We start from the raw sequence: 20,868 nt of genomic DNA, 5'->3' as shown, positions 1-20,868 counted from the left end.
GTGTGCGCTTGTTAATGCAAACCAGTTGCAGTTGAACAGGAAGACGATGAACTCGAAAAAAACCTGAATTTTATTTTGAAATTATTTCCTGGCTGCCATCGCCAAGGGTGCGCACGGCCACTGGCAGGATGCTCGGCAAGGCCTTGAGCAACGCATCGGTGTTGTCGGACTTGAACACGCTGGTCAGGCGCAGATCGCCCACCGCTGCGCTGGCGACCTTGAGCGGCTTCTGGCGATAGCGCGAGACCTGCTCGGCGACATCGGCCAGGCTGGCGTTGTTGAACACCAGTTTGCCGCTGCGCCAGGCGGTCATTTCCGCCGGGTTGACGGCGTAGGCGGCGGCAACTTTGCCCTGGGTATCGACGTGGGTGCCAAGGCCTGCCGTGAGATTGATGAAATCGTTATCGGCGGCGTCGCGCCCTTGAACCTTGACGGTGCCCTGCTCCACCACCACCCGGGTTTCGCTGGCGCCATGGCGCACGTCGAATCGGGTGCCGGTGACCGTGACCTTGCCGCTGCCCGCCTCGACCACGAAAGGCCGACGGGTGTCATGCTCGACGCTGAACATCGCTTCGCCTTCGCTCAGTTCAACGTGGCGTTGACCCTTTTCAAAGCGCACCTGGATCCGGCTGCGGCTGTCCAGATCCACCACCGAGCCGTCTGGCAACGCCACATGGCGGCGCTCATTCAGGGCCGTTGAAAACTCGGCGGTGTAAGGCGCCGGATGATTCAAGCCGCTGAACCAGCCCAGGCCAAGCGCCACCGCGAGCACGCTGGCGGCCACCGCATAGCGCAACACCGGACGACGCTTTTTCAGGGCTGACGAGGTTTCACACAGGGCCCGCAAACGCGCCGCCGGCACCAGGTCGGCGGCGCTCCACAAGCCCTGGAGCACTTCGAATTCGTTTCGGTGTTGAGGGTGTTCGTCCAGCCAGAGCTGGAACTGGCGCCGCATTTCGACATCCGCAACAGGCTCCTGCAAACGCACAAACCACTGCGCCGCGTCATCGCGAACCCCTGTCTGCCCGCACGCGCAATCACGAGTATCCATCATGGAAGTTCCTGTTGGGCTGGGGAGGAAAAGGCGCGGCCGGTCATGACTGCAACCCGTCCAGGCGATCGCGCAGATGCCGAAGCGTGCGGATCATATACTTTTCCACCATGTTCCTGGACAGCCCCAGGCGTTCGGCGATTTCGGCCTGGGTCAGACCCTCGATTTTCTGCCAGACAAACACCTTGCGACAGTTGACCGGCAGCTCGGTGAGCGCCCGCTCGATGGAATCCGCCAGCTGGATCGCGTGCATGAAATGCTCCGGGTCGCCGATCGGCGACTCACTGAGATCGATCGCCTCCGACTCCATGGCCCCCCGCCGGTCCTCGCGCCGATAACCATCCACGGCGATGTTGCGTGCGGTCTGGTGCAAATACGCCCGAGGCTGTTGCACCACCGCCGAATCGGACTCAAGCACCCGCACGGAGGTATCGTGGGCCAGGTCCTCGGCCTGCTGACGATTCCTCAGGCGACGGGTCCAGGTACCAACCAACTCTTCGTAATGCTCGAAAAAGCCGTGTCTGCGGGGCAGCTTGAGGGTCATTGCGGCGTGCTGTGGAGACGGAGCGCGAATAGTAATGCGTCCTATTAACTTGAAGCAATGGTTTGCGTCTCCCGTACCGGGCACTTTGTCCGCTTGCCATTGTGCATTTCGTCAGGAAAGCTGGATTGCGGCACGGAACCAAAGAAATCTGGCAGGCATTCAAATGCAGCCATTGACGGGTTGTAACAAAGTGCAGAAATGCCCGTAACCGGATTTTCCCCAGGAATTCCCACATGTTCAGCCCCAAAGCATCGCCCAAAAGAACACCGCTTGCCCGCCTGGCCCTGGCCATCACCTTGAGCACCCTCGGCCTGCCTTTCTGGGCGAACACTGCCCAGGCCCACGGCGGTCAAGCCGAAATGGTGCCGCTGCAAGCGGGCCTTGAGGAATTTGGCGCCACGGTGAAATGGGACGACTACGCCAATCTGTTCACCATTGCCAAGGACGGGGTCTACCTCAAGGTCAAGCCCGACAGCAAAGTGGCGATGCTCAACGGCAAGCGTATCGAGCTGACGGTGCCGGTGGTGTTCAAGGAACATACGGCGTTCATGTCCAAGGACTTTATCAACCAGGTGTTCCAGTCCGGGCTGGACAATACCTTCGTCGTCGAGACCCGCCCTAACCCGCTCAACCCCCTGAACGCGGCTGAAATCACCACGGCCGTGGACATCGTCAAGAAATCGGAAAACTACAAGCCCGGCTTCCGCTTCACCGAAGTCTCGGTCAAGGAGCCGCCGAAGGATCAGGTGTGGAACTTCGTCTTCACCGGGCAGAACGTCACCCAGCGGCGTGAGGCTTCAATCGTGGTGCTCGACGGCAAGCACGTGATCGAAGCCCTGGTCGACCTCGACACCAAAGAACTCACGTCCTGGAAGCCGATCGAAGGCGCCCACGGCATGGTGCTGCTGGACGATTTCGCCACGGTGCAGACGGCTGTGGAAACCAGCCCGGAATACGCCCAGGCCCTGGCCAAGCGCGGCATCAACGACGTGAAGAAGGTCGTGGCCACGCCCCTGACTGTCGGTTACTTCGACGGCAAGGACGGCCTGGCGCAGGACAAGCGCCTGCTGAAAATCGTCAGCTACCTCAACACCGGTGACGGCAACTACTGGGCGCACCCGATCGAGGGTCTGGTGGCGATTGTCGACCTGGAACAGAAAAAACTGATCAAGATCGAAGACGAAGCGCTCATTCCGGTGCCGATGAAACCGACGCCGTATGACGGGCGCGGACGCCAGGGCGTAGCAGTCAAACCGCTGGAAATCATCGAGCCCGAGGGCAAGAACTACACCATCAGCGGCAACAGCATTCACTGGCAGAACTGGGACTTCCACGTTCGTCTCGACTCGCGGGTCGGTCCGATCCTGTCCACCGTCACCTACGACGACAAGGGCAAGAAACGCAAGATCATGTACGAAGGCTCGCTGGGCGGCATGATCGTGCCTTACGGCGACCCGGACGTCGGCTGGTACTTCAAGGCCTACCTCGACTCCGGCGACTACGGCATGGGCACCCTGACTTCACCGATTGCCCGTGGCAAAGACGCCCCGCAAAACGCCGTGCTGCTGGACGCGACCATCGCCGACTACACCGGCGCACCGACGGCAATCCCGCGCGCCATGGCGGTGTTCGAGCGCTACGCAGGCCCCGAATACAAACACCAGGAAATGGGCCAGCCCAACCTCAGTACCGAGCGTCGTGAACTGGTGGTGCGCTGGATCAGCACCGTGGGCAACTACGACTACATCTTCGACTGGGTCTTCCAGCAGAACGGCACCATCGGCATCGACGCCGGCGCCACCGGCATCGAAGCGGTCAAGGGTGTGAAATCGAAAACCATGCACGAGGACACCGCCAGGGAAGACACGCGCTATGGCACCCTGCTGGATCACAACATCGTCGGCACCACGCACCAGCACATCTACAACTTCCGCCTCGACATGGACGTGGACGGCGAGCAGAACTCACTGGTGGAAGTGAACCCGGTGGTGCTGCCGAACGACCGTGGCGGCCCGCGCACCAGCACCATGCAGACCGAAACCAAAGTGGTCGGCACCGAGCAACAGGCGGCGCAGAAATTCGACCCGTCGACCGTTCGCCTGCTGACCAACTCCAGCAAGGAGAACAAGGTCGGCAACCCGGTTTCCTATCAGCTGATTCCTTATGCCGGCGGCACGCACCCGGTGGCCAAGGGCGCCAACTTCGGCCAGGACGAATGGCTCTATCATCGCCTGAGTTTCATGGACAAGCAGTTGTGGGTGACGCAATACAACCCAGAGGAAAAGTACCCGGAAGGCAAGTACCCAAACCGCTCGGACAAAGACTCGGGCCTGGGGCAGTTCACTCAGGACAACCACTCCATCGAGAACACCGACGATGTGGTCTGGCTGACCACCGGCACCACCCACATCGCCCGCGCCGAAGAGTGGCCGATCATGCCGACCGAGTGGGTACATGTGCTGTTGAAGCCGTGGAACTTCTTCGATGAAACGCCGACGCTGAACCTCAGCGCACCGAAGTAAACAGGTCATACACAACCCCTTGTAGGAGCGAGCTTGCTCGCTCCTACGGGGTTACATCGTCTTAAGGTGAACCATCCGCTTATTGGCTGACCACAATCTTCCCCAGCATCTGCGGATGCAGCGCACAAAAATACTCAAACTCCCCCGGCGTATTGAACACCCAGGAATAACTGTCTCCGGTATCCAGCGCCCCGGAGCGAAACAGCTTGTGGGTTTCCGCCACCGTGTGCGGGATCTCGTCGTCGTTTACCCACGTGACTTTGGTGCCCAAGGCCACGGTCAGATCCTTGGGCCCGAACATGAATTCCTTGATATCGATTTTTACCTCATTAGCCCATACAGGCATCGACAGCATCAGGCAGGCAACGGCCAATAATCGCGCTTTCATCCCAGTCCCCTCCGTCAAACCAGTGTCGAATCGATCAGCGCCAGTGGATGATCACCCTGGGTCGCTCGCACTTCGGTGACCCCCAAATAATTGCGCAGTTGATCAGCCGCCACGGTCATCGGCCCCGGCGTCGGCGCCGCGCCTGGTGCGGGTTGTGGATAAGCCGTGCCGCGAGCAGTGTGGAAGGTGATATTGCCTTCGACTTTCTGGATGACCTGATGGATGTGCCCGTTCAACACCGTTACCGAACCGTACTTGCGCAGCATGGCAATCGCCAGATCGCCATCTTCGGTACCCCAGCCCCACGGCTGATAAACCGTCCACAACGGAATATGGGTAAACACCACGATGGGCGTGCTGCTGCTCACGGCTCGCAAGTCATCGGCCAGCCACGCCAGTTGATCGGCACCAAGGGTTGCTTCATGGCCGGCCTGGAAGTTGAAGACATTCACCAGCGCAATGAAATGCACACCGTGGTCATCGAAGCTGTACCAGCCATTGCCTTTGGTGCCCTTGCCGTAACGTTCCAGATAGAGCTTGCCGCCGCCTTCGTCGAGGGTGTCGTGCTCGCCCGGCACGTAGTGCACGGGGGACGGCAAGCCTTTGAGCAACTGGGCGGCGGTGTCGAACTCCTCGGCTTTGGACAGATGGGTAATATCGCCGGTATGCAGGATCAACGACGGCCGTTTCGGCAGGGCAACGACCTTGTCGATAGCCACCTGCAAGGTCTTCAGCGGTTCAGGATTGGCCTCCTTGTTGAAACCGATGTGTGAGTCGCTGATCTGCACAAACTGGAACGTGCTGGCGAGTGCCTTGGGGTCGGTGACGTTACCCGCCTGATCCAGAGCGAAGGCCCTGGGAATACCGCCACTCAAGGCCCAGATCACGCCAGCCCCGGCCCATGCAGAGCACTTGAGCAGCGTTCGACGGTCAGGGTTCAACGGGCCGTCGGTACGTCGTTGGTGTTTTGAATGAATGTCCATCGGTAATCCCTCGCTGGAGAACTACAGTGATGTAGCTGACACGAGGTAAAAACCTGGCGGGACAGGTCTTTATTCCCTGTCGAAAATATATTTTTTCCTCGGGAATAAAACGCAACGCTTCACAGTTATAGGGATGGGACAGTGCGGAAACCACTATGACGCGATTTGAGGAACTGTTTGCGCCCCACCTGGACGCCGCCTACAACCTCGCGCGCTGGCTCACCGGCAACGACAGCGCCGCGCGCGATGTCGTGCAGGAAAGCGCCCTGCGGGCGTTCAGATTTTCGCAGCGCTTCGCCGATGGCAACGCCAAGGCCTGGTTCCTGACCATCGTGCGCAACGAAAGCTACACCTGGCTCAAGGCTTCGGCCGGCCACCATTGGGTCGCCATCGGCGATGAACTCGCCGAAGACGACAAGGCGCTCAGCCACAGCCAGACCCCGGAACTGCTGGCCATCCACAGCGAAAATGCGGCGCTGATCCAGCAAGCCCTGTGCGCCCTGCCGCCGGCGTTTCGCGAGGTGATCGTGCTCAAGGAACTCGAAGACATGCCCTACAAGGACATCGCCCTGGTGGTCGACATCCCCATCGGTACCGTCATGTCGAGGCTGGCCAGGGCTCGCGCCATGCTCACGCTCGAACTACTGAAGTTGTACGATCATGAATGAACTCGACTGCACGGTTTGCCAGACGCTGATACATGGCTATCTGGACAAGGAACTCGATTCGGCGACGGCCGCGAATGTGTCCGGGCATCTGGCCGAGTGCGTTGCGTGTGCGCGATTGCATGATCAGACGAAGCTGCTGATGGCCGGTGTGAAACAACGAGCGCCGTATTACGCAGCGCCGGCGTCATTGACTTCCCGGGTGTTCGCCCCTGAACCCCCATCGGTTGGCGTCGTCGAGCGTTGGCGCAAATGGTTCGCACCGGTTTTTTCAGCGACGGCCCTGGCCTTGGCGGTGGTGCTGTATGTGGCGACGCCGGGCAGCGAACAGCCATTGATGGACGAGGCGGTCTCCAGCCATGTGCGTTCGCTGATGGGCGAGCATTTGAACGATGTGGTGTCGTCCGACCGCCATACCGTGAAGCCCTGGTTCACCGGCAAACTCGACTTCTCGCCGCCGGTCTTCGATTACACGGCACAGGGGTTTCCACTGCTGGGAGGACGGCTGGACTATCTGCAACATCAGACCACGGCGGCCCTGAGTTACGGGCGGGCCAAGCACATCATCAATGTTTTTATCTTGCCCACGCCTGAGACGGACAAGCCACGGCAAAGCCTGACGATCCGAGGTTTCAACGTGGTGTCCTGGCAAGAAAACCACATGCGCTTAGTGCTGGTGTCCGACCTGGAGAAAAGTGAGCTGGAGGCGTTCAGCCAGTTACTCAAGCCATAGCATTTTTTCACCGAAGCAAGAGCAAAAAAACCTCAAGCATGCCGCTTGCGATACTCCCCCGGCGCAATGCCGAAGCGTGATTTGAACGCGGTGGAAAAGTAACTGGAATCGGAAAACCCCCACGAGTAACCCAGCACCGACAACTTCTCCTCCTTGCCCGAGCGGCGCAGGGACTCGGCGCACAGGTCCAGGCGACGGTTCTTGATGTAGCGCGCCACCACCAATCCCTTCTTGGCAAACATCCGGTACAGGCCCCGGGTGGACATGCCGACTTCCCGCGCCAGCCATTCCGGGCACAGGTCTTCGGAGCGAATGTTGTCGTCGATGCAGGTGAGCGTCTTGCGGAAGCTCCGCTCGTGGGAGTCGCTGCTGTCGTCGGTCTGGCTGATCGCCGGACGCAGCAGGCTGACAATCGCTTCCAGGGTCGCTTCGCTTTCCTGGCGGGTCAGGTGCTGCTGGCGGGTGGCATCGAGGATCAGCCGGTGCGAGAGCATCGCAATGGGCGAGGTCGCGGCAATCCGGTGGCCGCACTTGACCTGATTGAAGCGCAGGGTTTGCTCGACCAGCTGATACGGCAGGATCAACGACAACTGCCGGGAGTTTTCGCTGTAGGTGAAGTCGCTGGGCCGCGCGGCATCGATCAGCGTGATGTCGCCGGGGGAAAGCAAGACCTTGTCGTCGCCCTGGGCCATGCCCGCCGTGCCGTCGAGCTGGAACACCGCAAAATACTTGCCGCCCTCGCCCGCCGCGACTTCCTGGGGCGTACGGTACAAACGCGCCTGGCACACGTCGACAAAACTGAGCTTGAGCGCATCGCTCTGGTATTCGCGGATGCGCCCGGCAAATTCGCTGCCCAGGGGTTGTGCGTTGAAGGCGCCACAGATCTGGTTGATCTGATGGATCCACTGATCGAACCCATCATGGCGCTGTGCTGTTGTAGAAATCATGTCAGGCCTCACGCAGGCTTATTTTTATTGTCTACGTCAATCCACACGACATCGGATGCTTCGAGTCTCCTGAACCGCACCATTCCCTGAACAATGACGTGCTATTTCAGTCCGCCAAAACGCCGATAGAAGCTTTCACCCACATCCGGCAACGGGCCGTCGGCCGTTTCCAGCGCGGCGTTCAGCCATTCTTCGGCCTTGGCGTAGATCAAACGGTAAATGTTGCGGCACAACTGGCGGGCGGCGCGGCCTTCCCAATCGCCGGGCAACAACTCGTCCGGCAGTTGCGGGTCGCGCAGCAGCAGCTTGCGGTACTCGTGGATCAGCAGTACCCGCGCCAGGAAGCAGTCGGCCGGTTGCAGGTTTTCCTGCTCGCGCAGGGCTTGCCACAGCGGCCGGAACAGCTGGATGAACTCGCTGTAGTGCGCGGCCAGTTCCTCGATGTTCCAGCTCTCTCGCACTTGCAGGCGCAGGGCCTTGGAGGCCAGTACGTCCTGGGCGGTGGTTTCGAAGACGATGGTGTCTTCCTGGACGCCGAGGTCGAGCAGGGTCGCGTTGACGTCGGAACGGTCGCTGCGCGGACAGGCCAGCACCACCGGCGAAATCGCGCCGAAGCCTTGCCACTCCAGTTCCTCGCGCACCTGCTTGCGTTTGTCCTGGGTCAGTTGCGAGAGCATCACCAGGCACCAGGAACCATCCCAGGCTGGCATCGTGGTGCTGTAGACCCGCTTGAAGGCCTTGTCGAAACGCCGGCGACCGGTGCCGGTCAGGCTGTAATAGCTACGGCGACCGACCTTCTCGGCGGTCAGCCAGCCTTCCTTGGTCAAGCGAAAAATCGAGGTGCGGATCAGTCGTTCATTGATGCCGATGGGTTCGAGCAACTGAATCAGGCTGCCCAGCCAGACGGTGCCGCCATGGGGTTCGATGGCATCCCCGTACAACGTGATGATCAAGGAACTGGCGCGGATCGGCGTCTGCTCCTGGAAGCGGGTAATCAGATGGTTCAAGGGAGTCAGGGACGACATGGGCGTTCCGTACGAAAAAAGAAAAGGAATATACCGAATGCCGCAATCCCTGTGGGGAAAGGGGTGATCACAAAGTACTGCCTTTCGGCCGCAACCCACTGTCGCTGATCCGCGGGCGATCCGGCTCCGGTTCGCTCAGCGGTTCGCAGACCTGCATCTGCGTAAGGCAACGCTGGGCCAGTTGCTGATACTCCCGGGTGCCGGCCTGTTTCCACGCCACTTCCTGATCGCTGAGGCTGCGCTTGACGCTGGCCGGTGCGCCCATGACCAGCGACTGTTCCGGGCATTCGAAGCCGGCCTTGACGAACGCCGCCGCCGAAACGAATGAACGCGGGCCAATCCGGGCGTTGTCCATCACCACCGCATTCATGCCCACCAGCGCATCGGCGCCGATCCGGCAACCGTGCAGCACCGCGCCATGGCCGATGTGGCCATTGCGCTCGACCACGGTGTCGCTGTCGGGGAAACCGTGCATCACGCAGGTGTCCTGCAGGTTGGCGCCCTCCTCCAGCACGATCCGCCCGAAGTCTCCGCGCAGGCTGGCCAGCGGACCGACATAGCAATGGGGGCCGATGATCACGTCACCGATCAATACGGCTGACGGGTGCACATAAGCGCTCGGGTCAACCACCGGAGTCAGGCCATCAAGGCTGTAGCAGGTCATGGAAGCTTCCTTCACAAAGCGATGCAATTAATGACTCAATTTGTATCACATCACTTTTAACAGCACAAAGACTAAAAACCGTATCACTTGAAATGCACCTTTCCGACGAATGCCAGCACGCCTCAAAAATCGCCATAAAACCCAATGTTTTCTGGGCAAAACCCGCTATCACCCCCCCTTCACAAGAAAGCCAAAACATCCAAACCAACACCAATAAGACACATTAAATCTATTTTCGTATTGCATTTACGTATCACGTTATAGCTATACTTGGGCAAAACCGGCCCCTGCGGCCGATCCAATAACGAGCCGGCACCACGCCGAGCGTGCACCGTGAGAGCATCCGCCATGCCTCTGACCCTTGCCGTCGAATTGATCGAGCCTGGCGTCCGCCTTATTACCCTGCAGCGCCCGCAAGCCCTGAACGCCTTGACCACCGAGTTACTGGGCGAACTGGCCGCTGAACTGAACATCGCGCAAGCCGACCCCGACACCCGCGCCGTGGTCCTCACCGGCAGCCGCAAGGCCTTCGCCGCCGGCGCCGACATCAAGGAAATGGCCGAACGCAACCTGGTCGGCATCCTCGACGACCCGCGCCAGGCCTCGTGGCAAACCATCACCCGCTTCAGCAAACCGCTGATCGCCGCGGTCAACGGCTTCGCCCTCGGTGGTGGCTGCGAACTGGCGATGCACGCCGACATCATCATTGCCGGCGAAGACGCCCGCTTCGGCCAGCCGGAAATCAACCTCGGAATCATGCCCGGCGCTGGTGGCACCCAACGCCTGCTACGCGCCGTCGGCAAATCCATGGCCATGCAGATGGTGCTGACCGGCGAGCCGATCGACGCCCGTCAGGCCCAGCGCGCCGGCCTGGTCAGTGAAGTCACCCAACCGGAATTCACCGTCGAGCGCGCCCTGCACATCGCCCGCAGCATTGCGGCCAAGGCACCGCTGGCGGTGCGCCTGGCCAAGGAAGCGCTGCTCAAGGCCATGGACACCGACCTGGCCAGCGGCCTGCGCTTCGAGCGTCACGCCTTCACCGTGCTGGCCGGCACCCGCGACCGCGATGAGGGCATTGCAGCCTTCCAGGAAAAGCGCAGCCCGACGTTCACCGGGCAATAAAGCGGCCACTGACATCCGAATTCGAACGACTGCCAAGAGAACGCCAAGACCATGAACTTCGAACACATCCTGTTTTCCATCGACGCCGGCGTCGCCCTGCTCAGCCTCAATCGGCCGGACCAGCTCAACAGCTTCAACACCCAGATGCATGGCGAAGTGAAAGAAGCACTCAAGCTAGTGCGGCAGAACCCGGACGTGCGCGTTTTACTGCTGACCGGTGAAGGCCGCGGCTTCTGCGCAGGGCAAGACCTGAGCGACCGCAATGTCGCGCCGGGCAGCGCCGTGCCGGATCTGGGCGAGTCCATCGAGAAGTTCTACAACCCGCTGATCCGCCAATTACGCGACCTGCCGCTGCCGGTGATCTGCGCGGTCAATGGCGTCGCCGCTGGCGCTGGCGCCAACATTCCGCTGGCCTGCGATCTGGTACTGGCGGCGCGTTCGGCCAGTTTCATCCAGGCGTTCTGCAAGATCGGCCTGATCCCCGATTCCGGCGGCACCTGGACCCTGCCGCGTCTTGTTGGCATGGCTCGGGCCAAGGCTTTGGCACTGCTGGGCAACCGCCTGAGCGCCGAACAAGCCGAGCAATGGGGCTTGATCTACCAGTGTGTGGACGACGCCGGTTTGCGCGACGAAGCGCTGAAACTGGCCCGCCACCTGGCGACCCAGCCGACCTACGGCCTGGCGCTGATCAAGCGCAGCCTCAACGCGAGCCTGAGCAACAGCTTCGACGAACAGCTTGAGCTGGAAAAAGACCTGCAGCGCCTGGCCGGGCGCAGCGAGGACTACCGCGAAGGCGTCGGCGCCTTCATGGAAAAACGCACCCCAAGTTTCAAGGGGCGCTGAGTCATGACAGCACTGAACACCAACGCACGCATCGCCGTGATCGGCGCCGGGGCCATGGGTGCCGGTATCGCCCAGGTCGCGGCCCAGACCGGTCATCCGGTATTGCTGCTGGACAATCGTCCCGGCGCTGCTGCTCAAGCGATTGAAGGCATTGATCGGCAACTGGGCAAGCGAGTCGAGAGCGGCAAGCTGTCCGCCGAATCGCGCAGCGCGACGATTGCCCGCCTGCAAGCGGTGGAAGCCATCGAAGTCCTGGCCGACTGCGACCTGATCATCGAAGCCATCGTCGAGAACCTCGAGGTCAAGCGCGCGCTGTTCCGCCAGCTCGAAGGCATCTGCGGCGAGCATTGCATCCTCGCCAGCAACACCTCGTCGCTGTCGATCACCAGCATCGCCGCGCAGCTTGAACATCCACAACGCCTGCTCGGCCTGCACTTCTTCAACCCGGCGCCGGTGATGGCGCTGGTGGAAGTAGTCTCCGGTCTGGCCAGCGATCCGGCACTCGCCGAGTGCCTGTACGACACCGCCAAGGCCTGGGGCAAAAACCCGGTGCACACCCGCTCCACACCGGGTTTTATCGTCAACCGCGTGGCCCGGCCGTTCTATGCCGAAAGCCTGCGGATGCTTCAGGAAGGCGCTGCCGACTGCCCGACCCTGGATGCGCTGATGCGTGAGGCCGGTGGTTTTGCCATGGGCGCGTTCGAACTGACCGACCTGATCGGCCACGACGTCAACTATGCCGTGACCTGCTCGGTGTTCGACGCCTATTACCAGGACACGCGCTTCCTGCCGTCGCTGATCCAGAAAGAACTGGTGGACGGCGGGCGTCTGGGACGCAAGAGCGGCCAGGGTTTCTACAGCTACGCCCAAGGTGCAGAGCGCCCGCTCGCGGCTGAAATCAGCAGCGATGCGAAAGTCGAGGTTTGTGCTGTGGAAGGCGATCTCGGTATCGCTAAAGGCTTGCTCGCACGCTTGCATGAACAAGGCGTCGAGATCGTCCAGCGCGATGGACAAGGTCTACTTCGCGTCGGTGACGCCGTGCTGGCCTTGAGCGACGGGCGCATGGCCTGCCAGCGAGCACGTGAAGACGGATTGCGTAACCTGATCCTGCTGGACCTTGCGTTCGATTACAGCAAAGCCCAACGCATCGCCATCAGCTACTCGAACGGCATTGATCCGCAGGCACTCGAACAAGGCGTTACCCTGCTGCAACGGGCCGGCCTCAAGGTCAGTCTGCTCAGCGACAGCCCGGCCCTCGCCGTCCTGCGCACCGTGGCGATGCTCGCCAACGAGGCCGCCGACGCCCTGCTGCAAGGCGTGGCCTCGGCCGCCGACATCGACCTGGCTATGCGCGCCGGGGTCAATTATCCGCAAGGGCCGCTGGCCTGGGCCGATGCCATTGGCCTGTCGCACATTCTTGAAACGCTGGAAAACCTGCAAGCCAGTTATGGCGAAGAACGCTACCGGCCGTCGCTGCTGCTGCGCCGTCGCGTCGCCGAAGGGAGAACATTCCATGACTAACCATGAATCCATGACCCTGGCCAGTGAATGCGCGCAATCGCTGTTCCAGCGCGACGCCGCCAGCCAGGGCATGGGCATGCGCCTGCTCTCGGCCGGGCCCGGTTGCTCGCGAGTGGGCATGACCGTGCGCGCCGACATGGTCCAGGGCCACGGCACCTGCCACGGCGGCTACCTGTTCGCGCTGGCTGATTCGGCGTTCGCCTTTGCCTGCAACAGCTACAACGAAGCCACCGTGGCCATCGGTTGCAGCATCGACTACATCGCCCCGGCACGCCTGGGTGACACGCTGAACGCCGACTGCATCGAGCAGAGCCGTTCCGGTCGCACCGGCAACTATGACGTGCGCATCGAAAACCAGCAGGGCCAGTTGATCGCCCTGTTCCACGGCAAATCCTACAAAGTGCGCGGCCCGGTGCTGACGCAGGAGACCCCCAATGAATGACGCCTTGATCATCGACGCAGTCCGGACCCCGATTGGCCGTTACGCCGGCGTCCTGAGCAGCGTGCGCGCCGACGACCTCGGTGCGGTGCCCCTGCGCGAACTGCTGCGCCGTCACCCGCAAGTGGACTGGAACACGGTCGATGATGTGATCTACGGCTGCGCCAACCAGGCCGGCGAAGACAACCGCAACGTCGCGCGCATGTCGGCGCTGCTGGCCGGGCTGCCGGTCAGCGTGCCGGGCACCACCCTCAATCGCCTGTGCGGTTCCGGGCTGGATGCCATCGGCACCGCCGCCCGGGCCATTCGCAGCGGCGAAACCGGGCTGATGCTGGTCGGTGGCGTCGAATCCATGTCCCGCGCGCCGCTGGTGATGGGCAAGGCCGAGCAGGCGTTTTCCCGTGCAGCGGAGATCTTCGATACCACCATCGGCTGGCGTTTCGTCAATCCGCTGATGAAAAAGGCCTACGGCATCGACTCTATGCCGGAAACGGCAGAGAACGTCGCCGAACAGTTCAACATCTCCCGGGCCGACCAGGACGCCTTCGCCCTGCGCAGCCAGCAACGCGCTGCCGCCGCCCAGGCCAACGGACGTCTGGCCAGGGAAATCGTCGCGGTGGAAATCCCCCAGCGCAAAGGCCCGGCCAAAGTGGTCGAGTACGACGAACATCCGCGCGGCGACACCACCCTTGAGCAACTGGCCAAACTCGGCACGCCGTTCCGCGAAGGCGGCAGCGTCACCGCCGGCAACGCCTCCGGGGTCAACGACGGGGCCTGCGCCTTGCTGCTGGCCAGCCCGGAAGTCGCCAAACGCCACGGCCTGACCGCCCGTGGCCGGGTCGTGGCCATGGCCACCGCCGGCGTTGAACCACGGATCATGGGCATCGGCCCGGTGCCCGCCACCCGCAAGGTGCTGGAGGTGGCCAACCTGAGCCTCGCCGACATGGACGTGATCGAGCTCAACGAAGCCTTCGCCGCACAGGGTCTGGCGGTGCTGCGTGAACTGGGCCTGAGCGACACCGACCCACGGGTCAACCCCAACGGCGGCGCCATCGCCCTGGGCCATCCACTGGGCATGAGCGGCGCACGCTTGGTCACCACCGCCCTGCACGAGCTGGAAGAACGTAACGGCCGCTACGCCCTGTGCACCATGTGCATCGGTGTCGGCCAAGGGATCGCGCTGATCATCGAGCGTCTATCCCACTAAAGAATCGCGATTCCCAAGGAGCCGAGAGGTATCCTTGGGGTATGCACTCAAAGCCCTTGTGCAAAAGGGCTGGAACACAAAAACAATTCGAGTGAACACATGAACATGCCAATAGCCAAATCCGTTCTGGATCCTGTGCTGGACCCGCTGGAAACCGCCAGCATCGACGAGCTGCGCCAGCATCAGCTGGAGCGCCTGCGCTGGAGCCTGAACCACGCCTACAACAACGTGCCGCTGTACCGTCAGCGTTTCGATGCGCTGGGCGTGCACCCGGACGACATCAAGTCCCTGGACGACCTGGCGAAATTCCCTTTCACCACCAAGTCCGACCTGCGGGACAACTACCCCTACGGCATGTTTGCCGTGCCGATGCACGACATCGTGCGCCTGCACGCGTCCAGCGGCACCACCGGCAAACCGACCGTGGTCGGCTACACCCAGAACGACATCGACACCTGGGCCAACGTGGTGGCGCGCTCGATCCGCGCCGGCGGTGGCCGCCGTGGCGACAAAGTGCACATTTCCTATGGCTACGGCCTATTCACCGGCGGCCTCGGCGCGCACTACGGCGCCGAACGCCTGGGCTGCACGGTGATCCCGATGTCCGGTGGCCAGACTGAAAAACAAGTGCAACTGATCAAGGATTTCCAGCCGGACATCATCATGGTCACGCCGTCCTACATGCTCAACATCGCCGACGAAATCGAGCGCCAGGGCATCGACCCGCACAAACTGGCCCTGCGCCTGGGCATCTTCGGCGCCGAGCCATGGACCGCCGAACTGCGCAGCGCCATCGAGCAACGCCTGGGCATCACCGCCCTGGACATCTACGGCCTCTCGGAAATCATGGGGCCAGGTGTCGCTATGGAGTGCGCCGAAACCAAGGACGGCCCGACCATCTGGGAAGACCATTTCTACCCGGAAATCATCGACCCGGTCACCGGCGAAGTGCTGCCGGACGGTCAGATGGGCGAACTGGTGTTCACCTCATTGAGCAAAGAAGCCCTGCCGATGATCCGCTACCGCACCCGCGACCTGACGCGCCTGCTGCCGGGCACCGCACGGCCGATGCGCCGCATCGACAAGATCACCGGGCGCAGCGATGACATGCTGATCATTCGCGGGGTCAACGTGTTCCCGACGCAGATCGAGGAGCAGGTTCTCAAAGTTAAACAGCTTGCCGAGTGTTATGAGATCCATCTGTATCGCAACGGCAACCTGGACAGCGTGGATGTGCATGTCGAGCTCAAGGCTGAGCACCAGCACCTGAGCGAGGAACAGCAGAAGGCTGTTTGCGGGGAGTTGAGCAAGCACATCAAGACGTATATCGGGATCAGTTCGCGGATTGTTTTGCAGCCGTTTCATTCGATCAAGCGGTCGGAGGGCAAGGCTTGCCACGTGCTGGATAAACGTCCTAAAGCATGACTGCTGCACCCTTTATGGCCCCGCTTTTTGCGGGGTTTTTTTTTGGCCGGGGATTTACTGACTCTGGAGCCGAGCCCTATTCCTGTAGGAGCGAGCCTGCTCGCGAAGGCTTTGTGTCAGGCGGCATGGATTTTTGAGGGTGTACATATCCGTTGCTGCGGTAACGGCCACCTACGGTTCCGCTCTTACAGAGGGTCACTTTGGAAAAGCCCCAAAGTAACCAAAGGGCTCTTGCCCCTGACATTCGGTGCCTCGCTGTGGCTCGGCATTCCCTCGTTCCGGTCCTGCTCCGTGGGCCCGCCGCCATCGGCCATCCATGGCCGGGGGCGGCTAACCCGGCATCCATGCCGGGTTGCCCACTGCGCAGAACCTCCACTCGGCCTCACGAGGGGGCGTACACCGCAACCGCGCCCGAGGCGGCCTTACCGGCCAGCCTGGTTCTGATGCGTGCGCGTTCCCCTGTAGGAGCTGTCGAGTGCAACGAGGCTGCGATCTTTTGGAGGTGATACATCCACAAAGTTCCAGTCGGCTGTCGGGCCGCCTTCGCGAGCAGGCTCGCTCCTACAGTTGATCGGCGTACACCCACGCTTTTCACCACTCATCAGGCCGAGCGTTAGCTCGCCTGCAGCTCTTGATCTTGATCCACCCGCCCCCTCGGGAGGCTGAGTGGAGGCGTTCATCCGGGGATTGGCGCGCAGCGCCGTTCGACGCAGTCGAACTCATTGCATGTAGGTCGAAGCGAAGCCGACCGGAGGGCAATGCCCCCGGATGAATACCGCAGCGAAGGAACGCCGAGCATTAGCGAGGGGCCGTACGTAAGGGGCGAGACCTTTTGGTTCCTTTTGGGGCGTTTGCCAAAAGGGACTCGCTGTAAGAGCGAAACCGCCAGCCGCCGTTACCGAAGAAACGGATATGTACACCACCCCAAAAAGCGACCACCCATCCAAAGCGATACAAAAAAACAAATACGACACGTCATTTTGTGTTTGATATTAAATTCTGTATCGCTTATAAAGTTCCCCATGCCCCAGAACAGATTCAAGGCGGGAACTCAAAAATGTACGCACAGCTAGTAGAAACAGGCGTAAAGCGCATCAAAGACCTCTCGGAGATGTCCGAACAGGAACGCGCCTTCCAGGAAAAAATCGATTCAGAAATCAAGATCGAAGCCAAGAACTGGATGCCAGATGCCTACCGCCAGACCCTGATCCGGCAGATCTCCCAACACGCCCACTCCGAAATCGTCGGCATGCTGCCCGAAGGCAACTGGGTCACCCGCGCGCCGTCGCTCAAACGCAAACTGCAACTGATGGCCAAGATCCAGGACGAAGCCGGCCACGGCCTGTACCTGTACAGCGCCATGGAAACCCTGGGCGCCGACCGCGATGAAGAAGTCGCCAAGCTGCACAGCGGCAAGGCCAAGTACTCGAGCATCTTCAATTACCCGACGCTGAACTGGGCCGACATGGGCGCGGTGGGCTGGCTGGTGGATGGCGCGGCGATCGTCAACCAGGTGGTGCTGCAGCGCACCTCCTACGGCCCGTATTCCCGGGCGATGGTGCGCATCTGCAAGGAAGAGAGCTTCCACCAGCGCCAGGGCTACGAAATCCTCCTGACCATGATGCGCCACGGCAACCAGGCACAAAAAGACATGGTCCAGGACGCGATCAATCGCCTGTGGTGGCCATCGCTGATGATGTTTGGCCCGAGCGACGAACACTCGCCGAACAGCGCCCAGTCCATGGCCTGGAAAATCAAGCGCCAGAGCAACGACGAACTGCGCCAGCGCTTCATCGACCAGACCATCCCGCAGCTTGAGTTGCTGGGCTGCACCTGCCCCGACCCGGACCTGAAATGGAACGCCGAACGCGGTCACTACGACTTCGGCGAAATCCAGTGGAACGAATTCTACGAAGTGCTCAAGGGCAACGGCCCGTGCAACCAGGAACGCGTCGCCACCCGCCGCAAGGCGATTGAAGACGGTGCCTGGGTCCGTGAAGCCGCCGTCGCCCACGCCCGCAAAAAACAAAACAAGAACGCCGCCTGATCCGGCCACCTGATGTGGAGTAACTGAAATGTCCGAGTGGACCCTCTTCGAAGTCTTCGTGCGCAGCAAGCACGGCCTCAACCACAAGCACGTCGGCAGCGTGCATGCCGCCGATACCACCATGGCCATCGAGAACGCGCGCGAGCTCTACACCCGTCGCAGCGAAGGCGTGAGCCTGTGGGTCGTGCCTTCGGCATTGATCACCGCCTCGTCGCCGGATGAAAAAGACCCGCTGTTCGATCCGTCGGACGACAAGGTCTACCGCCACGCCAGCTTCTACGAGCTGCCGGCCGAAGTCGGGCACATGTGAGGTCGACCATGAATAACAAGACCGATCTGATCGAATACCTGCTGCGCCTCGGCGACAGCGCCCTGATCCAGGGCCAGCGCCTGTGCCAATGGTGCGGCAAGGCCCCGGCGCTGGAAGAAGAGCTGGCGCTGATGAACGTCGGCCTCGACCTGGTGGGCCAGGCACGCAACTGGCTGGAATATGCCGCCGAACTGCTGGACGACGGCCGCGATGCCGATCACCTGGCGTTCCGTCGTGACGAGCGCGCTTATCGCAACCTGCTGCTGGTGGAACAACCCAACGGCGACTTCGCGGTGACCATGCTCAAGCAGTTCCTCTATGACGCCTGGCATTTGCCGGTACTGCAGGGCCTGAGCCAGTCCAGCGACGAACGCATTGCCGGGATCGCCGCCAAGGCGGTGAAGGAAGTGACTTACCACCTGCGCCGCTCCGGCGAATGGATCGAGCGTATGGGTGACGGCACCGAGGAAAGCCACCAGCGCATGCTCGCGGCCATCCCCGAAGTCTGGCGCTTCACCGTTGAACTGATCGCCGCCGATGACAGCGAACAACAGCTGTGCGAAGCCGGCATCACCCCGGACATCGCCAGCGTGGCCGCCCAGTGGCAGGTCAAGGTCGAGCAGATCTTCACCAGCGCCACCCTGCCCGTTCCCGCGGCACCGAACTACTTCTACCTGAATGCACGCAAGGGCCTACACACCGAACACCTGGGCATCCTGCTGGCCGAAATGCAGTTCCTGCCACGAGCGTACCCCGATGCAACCTGGTGAGCTGATCGCCAGCGACCTCGGCGCCCGGCCGGTTCAACCGACCGACCTGGCTGCCGCGTGGGCGATTCTGGCAGAGGTCATGGACCCGGAAGTGCCAGTGGTCAGCGTGGTTGACCTGGGCATCGTCCGCGATCTGGACTGGCAGGCCGGCCATCTTCACGTGGTGGTCACGCCGACCTACTCCGGCTGCCCGGCCACCGAAGTGATCGAGAGCGACATCCGCGAAGCCCTGGAACAGGCCGGATTCAAGGCGCCGCAGCTTGAGCGCAAATTGACCCCGGCCTGGACCACCGACTGGATCAGCGACAGCGGCCGCGAACGCCTGCGCGCCTACGGCATCGCGCCGCCCGAGGGCAGCACCAGCAAGCGCAGCCTGCTCGGTGAAAGCCCGCTGGTTGTGTGCCCGCAATGCGGCAGCGCCCACACCGAGGTCCTCAGCCAGTTCGGATCCACCGCCTGCAAGGCGCTGTACCGCTGCGTCGATTGCCGGGAACCGTTCGACTATTTCAAGTGCATCTGAGCGGCGAATCGGCCGTCCCAGCTGGAGAACAACTATGAGCAAATTTCACAGCCTGACCATCAAGGACGTGCGCACCGAAACCCGTGACGCGGTGTCCATCGCCTTCGAGATTCCGCAGCACTTGCAGGACAGCTTCCACTTCACCCAGGGCCAGCACCTGGTGATGCGCACCCAACTGGACGGCGAAGAAGTACGCCGCTCCTATTCGATCTGCACCGGGGTCAACGACGGTGAGCTGCGCATCGCCGTCAAGCGTGTTACCGGCGGACGCTTCTCGGCGTTTGCCAACGAACAACTGAAAGCCGGGCACACCCTGGAAGTGATGCCACCGGCCGGGCACTTCTGCGTTGAACTCGACCCGGCGCGCCATGGCAACTACCTCGCTGTGGCCGCAGGCAGCGGCATCACGCCGATCCTGTCGATCATCAAGACCACCCTGCAAACCGAGCCCCACAGCCGGGTCACCCTGCTGTACGGCAACCGCTCCAGCTCCGGCGCATTGTTTCGCGAGCAGCTGGAAGACCTGAAAAACCGCTACCTGCAACGCCTGAACCTGATCTTCGTGTTCAGCCGCGAGCAGCAGGACGTCGACCTGTACAACGGCCGGATCAACGCTGAGAAATGCGAGCAACTGTTCAGCCGCTGGCTCGACGTCAAGGCCCTCGACGCCGCCTTCATCTGCGGCCCGCAGGAAATGACCGAGACCGTGCGCGACAGCCTCAAGGCCAAGGGCATGCAACCTGAGCGCATCCATTTCGAACTGTTCGCCGCCGCCGGCAGCGAGCAAAAACGCGCCGCCCGTGAAGCCGCCCGTCAGGTGGATGCGGCGGTCAGCCAGATCACCGTGATCAGCGACGGCCGCGCCCTGGCGTTCGACCTGCCGCGCAACAGCCAGAGCATCCTCGAAGCGGGTAACGAGCAAGGTGCGGAGCTGCCCTACTCGTGCAAGGCCGGCGTGTGCTCGACCTGCAAGTGCAAGGTCATCGAAGGCGAAGTGGAAATGGACAGCAACCACGCCCTGGAAGACTACGAAGTGGCCGCCGGCTATGTGCTGTCGTGCCAGGCCTTCCCGATCAGCGACAAGGTAGTGCTGGATTTCGATCAGCTCTGAAACCGCCGCGAAACCCTGTAGGAGCGAGCCT

At 61.7% G+C, this 20,868-nt stretch carries 21 protein-coding genes; 14 read left to right on the top strand and 7 right to left on the bottom strand.

What is annotated here, in order from left to right; translation table 11 throughout:
- Nucleotides 1–70 precede the first annotated feature (70 nt).
- Both KGB07_RS15605 and KGB07_RS15600 read right to left on the bottom strand, forming a co-directional pair.
- Complete coding sequence (locus KGB07_RS15605; protein WP_223465871.1) at nt 71–1,054, bottom strand: FecR family protein; 984 nt, start codon at nt 1,052–1,054, stop codon at nt 71–73.
- Between the two features lie 40 nt (nt 1,055–1,094).
- Entirely contained in the window at nt 1,095–1,595 is a 501-nt protein-coding gene (locus KGB07_RS15600; RefSeq protein ID WP_223465870.1) for a sigma-70 family RNA polymerase sigma factor, read from the bottom strand.
- 233 nt (nt 1,596–1,828) lie between these two features.
- On the opposite strand from KGB07_RS15600, the gene tynA reads away from it, so the two are divergent.
- Nucleotides 1,829–4,117: a primary-amine oxidase gene (tynA, locus tag KGB07_RS15595; RefSeq protein WP_223465869.1), complete on the top strand. Its 2,289-nt coding sequence runs from the start codon at nt 1,829–1,831 to the stop codon at nt 4,115–4,117.
- Nucleotides 4,118–4,196: 79 nt separating this feature from the next.
- On the opposite strand, the gene KGB07_RS15590 is transcribed toward tynA, so the two are convergent.
- Entirely contained in the window at nt 4,197–4,505 is a 309-nt protein-coding gene (locus KGB07_RS15590) for a cupredoxin family copper-binding protein (protein WP_046042828.1), read from the bottom strand.
- 14 nt (nt 4,506–4,519) lie between these two features.
- The gene (locus tag KGB07_RS15585; RefSeq protein ID WP_223465867.1) at nt 4,520–5,488 is read right to left on the bottom strand and encodes a metallophosphoesterase family protein; all 969 of its coding nucleotides are present in this window, start codon (nt 5,486–5,488) and stop codon (nt 4,520–4,522) included.
- Nucleotides 5,489–5,643: 155 nt separating this feature from the next.
- On the opposite strand from KGB07_RS15585, the gene KGB07_RS15580 reads away from it, so the two are divergent.
- A complete protein-coding gene (locus tag KGB07_RS15580; RefSeq protein ID WP_046042830.1) occupies nt 5,644–6,156 on the top strand; it encodes a sigma-70 family RNA polymerase sigma factor in 513 nt (170 codons plus the stop codon).
- The gene (locus tag KGB07_RS15575; protein ID WP_223465865.1) at nt 6,149–6,886 is read left to right on the top strand and encodes an anti-sigma factor family protein; all 738 of its coding nucleotides are present in this window, start codon (nt 6,149–6,151) and stop codon (nt 6,884–6,886) included. Before KGB07_RS15580 ends, KGB07_RS15575 begins: the two co-directional genes overlap by 8 nt.
- Before the next feature lie 32 nt (nt 6,887–6,918).
- Here KGB07_RS15575 and feaR read toward each other — a convergent pair whose 3' ends face one another.
- The 3 genes from feaR to paaY form a co-directional block, all read right to left on the bottom strand.
- Nucleotides 6,919–7,833 (bottom strand): transcriptional regulator FeaR, encoded by a 915-nt coding sequence (feaR, locus tag KGB07_RS15570; protein WP_046042832.1) that lies wholly within the window; start codon nt 7,831–7,833, stop codon nt 6,919–6,921.
- Between the two features lie 101 nt (nt 7,834–7,934).
- A complete protein-coding gene (gene paaX, locus KGB07_RS15565; RefSeq protein WP_008003007.1) occupies nt 7,935–8,858 on the bottom strand; it encodes a phenylacetic acid degradation operon negative regulatory protein PaaX in 924 nt (307 codons plus the stop codon).
- Nucleotides 8,859–8,925: 67 nt separating this feature from the next.
- The gene (gene paaY, locus KGB07_RS15560; RefSeq protein ID WP_223465864.1) at nt 8,926–9,522 is read right to left on the bottom strand and encodes a phenylacetic acid degradation protein PaaY; all 597 of its coding nucleotides are present in this window, start codon (nt 9,520–9,522) and stop codon (nt 8,926–8,928) included.
- Nucleotides 9,523–9,870: 348 nt separating this feature from the next.
- Here paaY and paaF point away from each other — a divergent pair, with 348 nt between their 5' ends.
- The 11 genes from paaF (at nt 9,871) to paaE (ending at nt 20,837) form a co-directional block, all read left to right on the top strand.
- Nucleotides 9,871–10,644: a 2,3-dehydroadipyl-CoA hydratase PaaF gene (gene paaF / locus KGB07_RS15555; protein ID WP_046042834.1), complete on the top strand. Its 774-nt coding sequence runs from the start codon at nt 9,871–9,873 to the stop codon at nt 10,642–10,644.
- Between the two features lie 51 nt (nt 10,645–10,695).
- Nucleotides 10,696–11,487 carry a 2-(1,2-epoxy-1,2-dihydrophenyl)acetyl-CoA isomerase PaaG gene (paaG, locus tag KGB07_RS15550; RefSeq protein ID WP_223465863.1) on the top strand — a complete coding sequence of 264 codons (792 nt, stop codon included), beginning with the start codon at nt 10,696–10,698 and terminating at the stop codon, nt 11,485–11,487.
- A gap of 3 nt (nt 11,488–11,490) precedes the next feature.
- Nucleotides 11,491–13,008, top strand: coding sequence for a 3-hydroxyacyl-CoA dehydrogenase PaaH (paaH, locus tag KGB07_RS15545; RefSeq protein ID WP_223465862.1), 1,518 nt, complete (start codon nt 11,491–11,493; stop codon nt 13,006–13,008).
- Nucleotides 13,001–13,450 carry a hydroxyphenylacetyl-CoA thioesterase PaaI gene (paaI, locus tag KGB07_RS15540; protein WP_046042837.1) on the top strand — a complete coding sequence of 150 codons (450 nt, stop codon included), beginning with the start codon at nt 13,001–13,003 and terminating at the stop codon, nt 13,448–13,450. Before paaH ends, paaI begins: the two co-directional genes overlap by 8 nt.
- Nucleotides 13,443–14,654 (top strand): 3-oxoadipyl-CoA thiolase, encoded by a 1,212-nt coding sequence (gene pcaF / locus KGB07_RS15535; protein ID WP_223465861.1) that lies wholly within the window; start codon nt 13,443–13,445, stop codon nt 14,652–14,654. The genes paaI and pcaF overlap by 8 nt, the downstream gene beginning before the upstream one ends.
- Before the next feature lie 99 nt (nt 14,655–14,753).
- Nucleotides 14,754–16,079: a phenylacetate--CoA ligase PaaK gene (paaK, locus tag KGB07_RS15530; protein ID WP_046042841.1), complete on the top strand. Its 1,326-nt coding sequence runs from the start codon at nt 14,754–14,756 to the stop codon at nt 16,077–16,079.
- A 1,057-nt stretch (nt 16,080–17,136) separates the two neighbouring features.
- Complete coding sequence (gene paaA / locus KGB07_RS15525; RefSeq protein ID WP_046042842.1) at nt 17,137–18,126, top strand: 1,2-phenylacetyl-CoA epoxidase subunit PaaA; 990 nt, start codon at nt 17,137–17,139, stop codon at nt 18,124–18,126.
- 28 nt (nt 18,127–18,154) lie between these two features.
- Nucleotides 18,155–18,436 (top strand): 1,2-phenylacetyl-CoA epoxidase subunit PaaB, encoded by a 282-nt coding sequence (paaB, locus tag KGB07_RS15520; protein WP_007943393.1) that lies wholly within the window; start codon nt 18,155–18,157, stop codon nt 18,434–18,436.
- Nucleotides 18,437–18,444: 8 nt separating this feature from the next.
- Nucleotides 18,445–19,206: a 1,2-phenylacetyl-CoA epoxidase subunit PaaC gene (paaC, locus tag KGB07_RS15515; RefSeq protein ID WP_046042843.1), complete on the top strand. Its 762-nt coding sequence runs from the start codon at nt 18,445–18,447 to the stop codon at nt 19,204–19,206.
- Entirely contained in the window at nt 19,193–19,726 is a 534-nt protein-coding gene (paaD, locus tag KGB07_RS15510; protein ID WP_046042844.1) for a 1,2-phenylacetyl-CoA epoxidase subunit PaaD, read from the top strand. Before paaC ends, paaD begins: the two co-directional genes overlap by 14 nt.
- Before the next feature lie 34 nt (nt 19,727–19,760).
- Nucleotides 19,761–20,837, top strand: coding sequence for a 1,2-phenylacetyl-CoA epoxidase subunit PaaE (paaE, locus tag KGB07_RS15505; RefSeq protein WP_046042845.1), 1,077 nt, complete (start codon nt 19,761–19,763; stop codon nt 20,835–20,837).
- Nucleotides 20,838–20,868 lie beyond the last annotated feature (31 nt).

The organism is Pseudomonas sp. GL-RE-26, assembly GCF_019956275.1.
In the GTDB taxonomy this organism is placed as follows: domain Bacteria; phylum Pseudomonadota; class Gammaproteobacteria; order Pseudomonadales; family Pseudomonadaceae; genus Aquipseudomonas; species Aquipseudomonas grandcourensis.
Note: the sequence above shows the minus strand (reverse complement) of the source record. Positions and strands in the feature narration are given on the sequence as shown.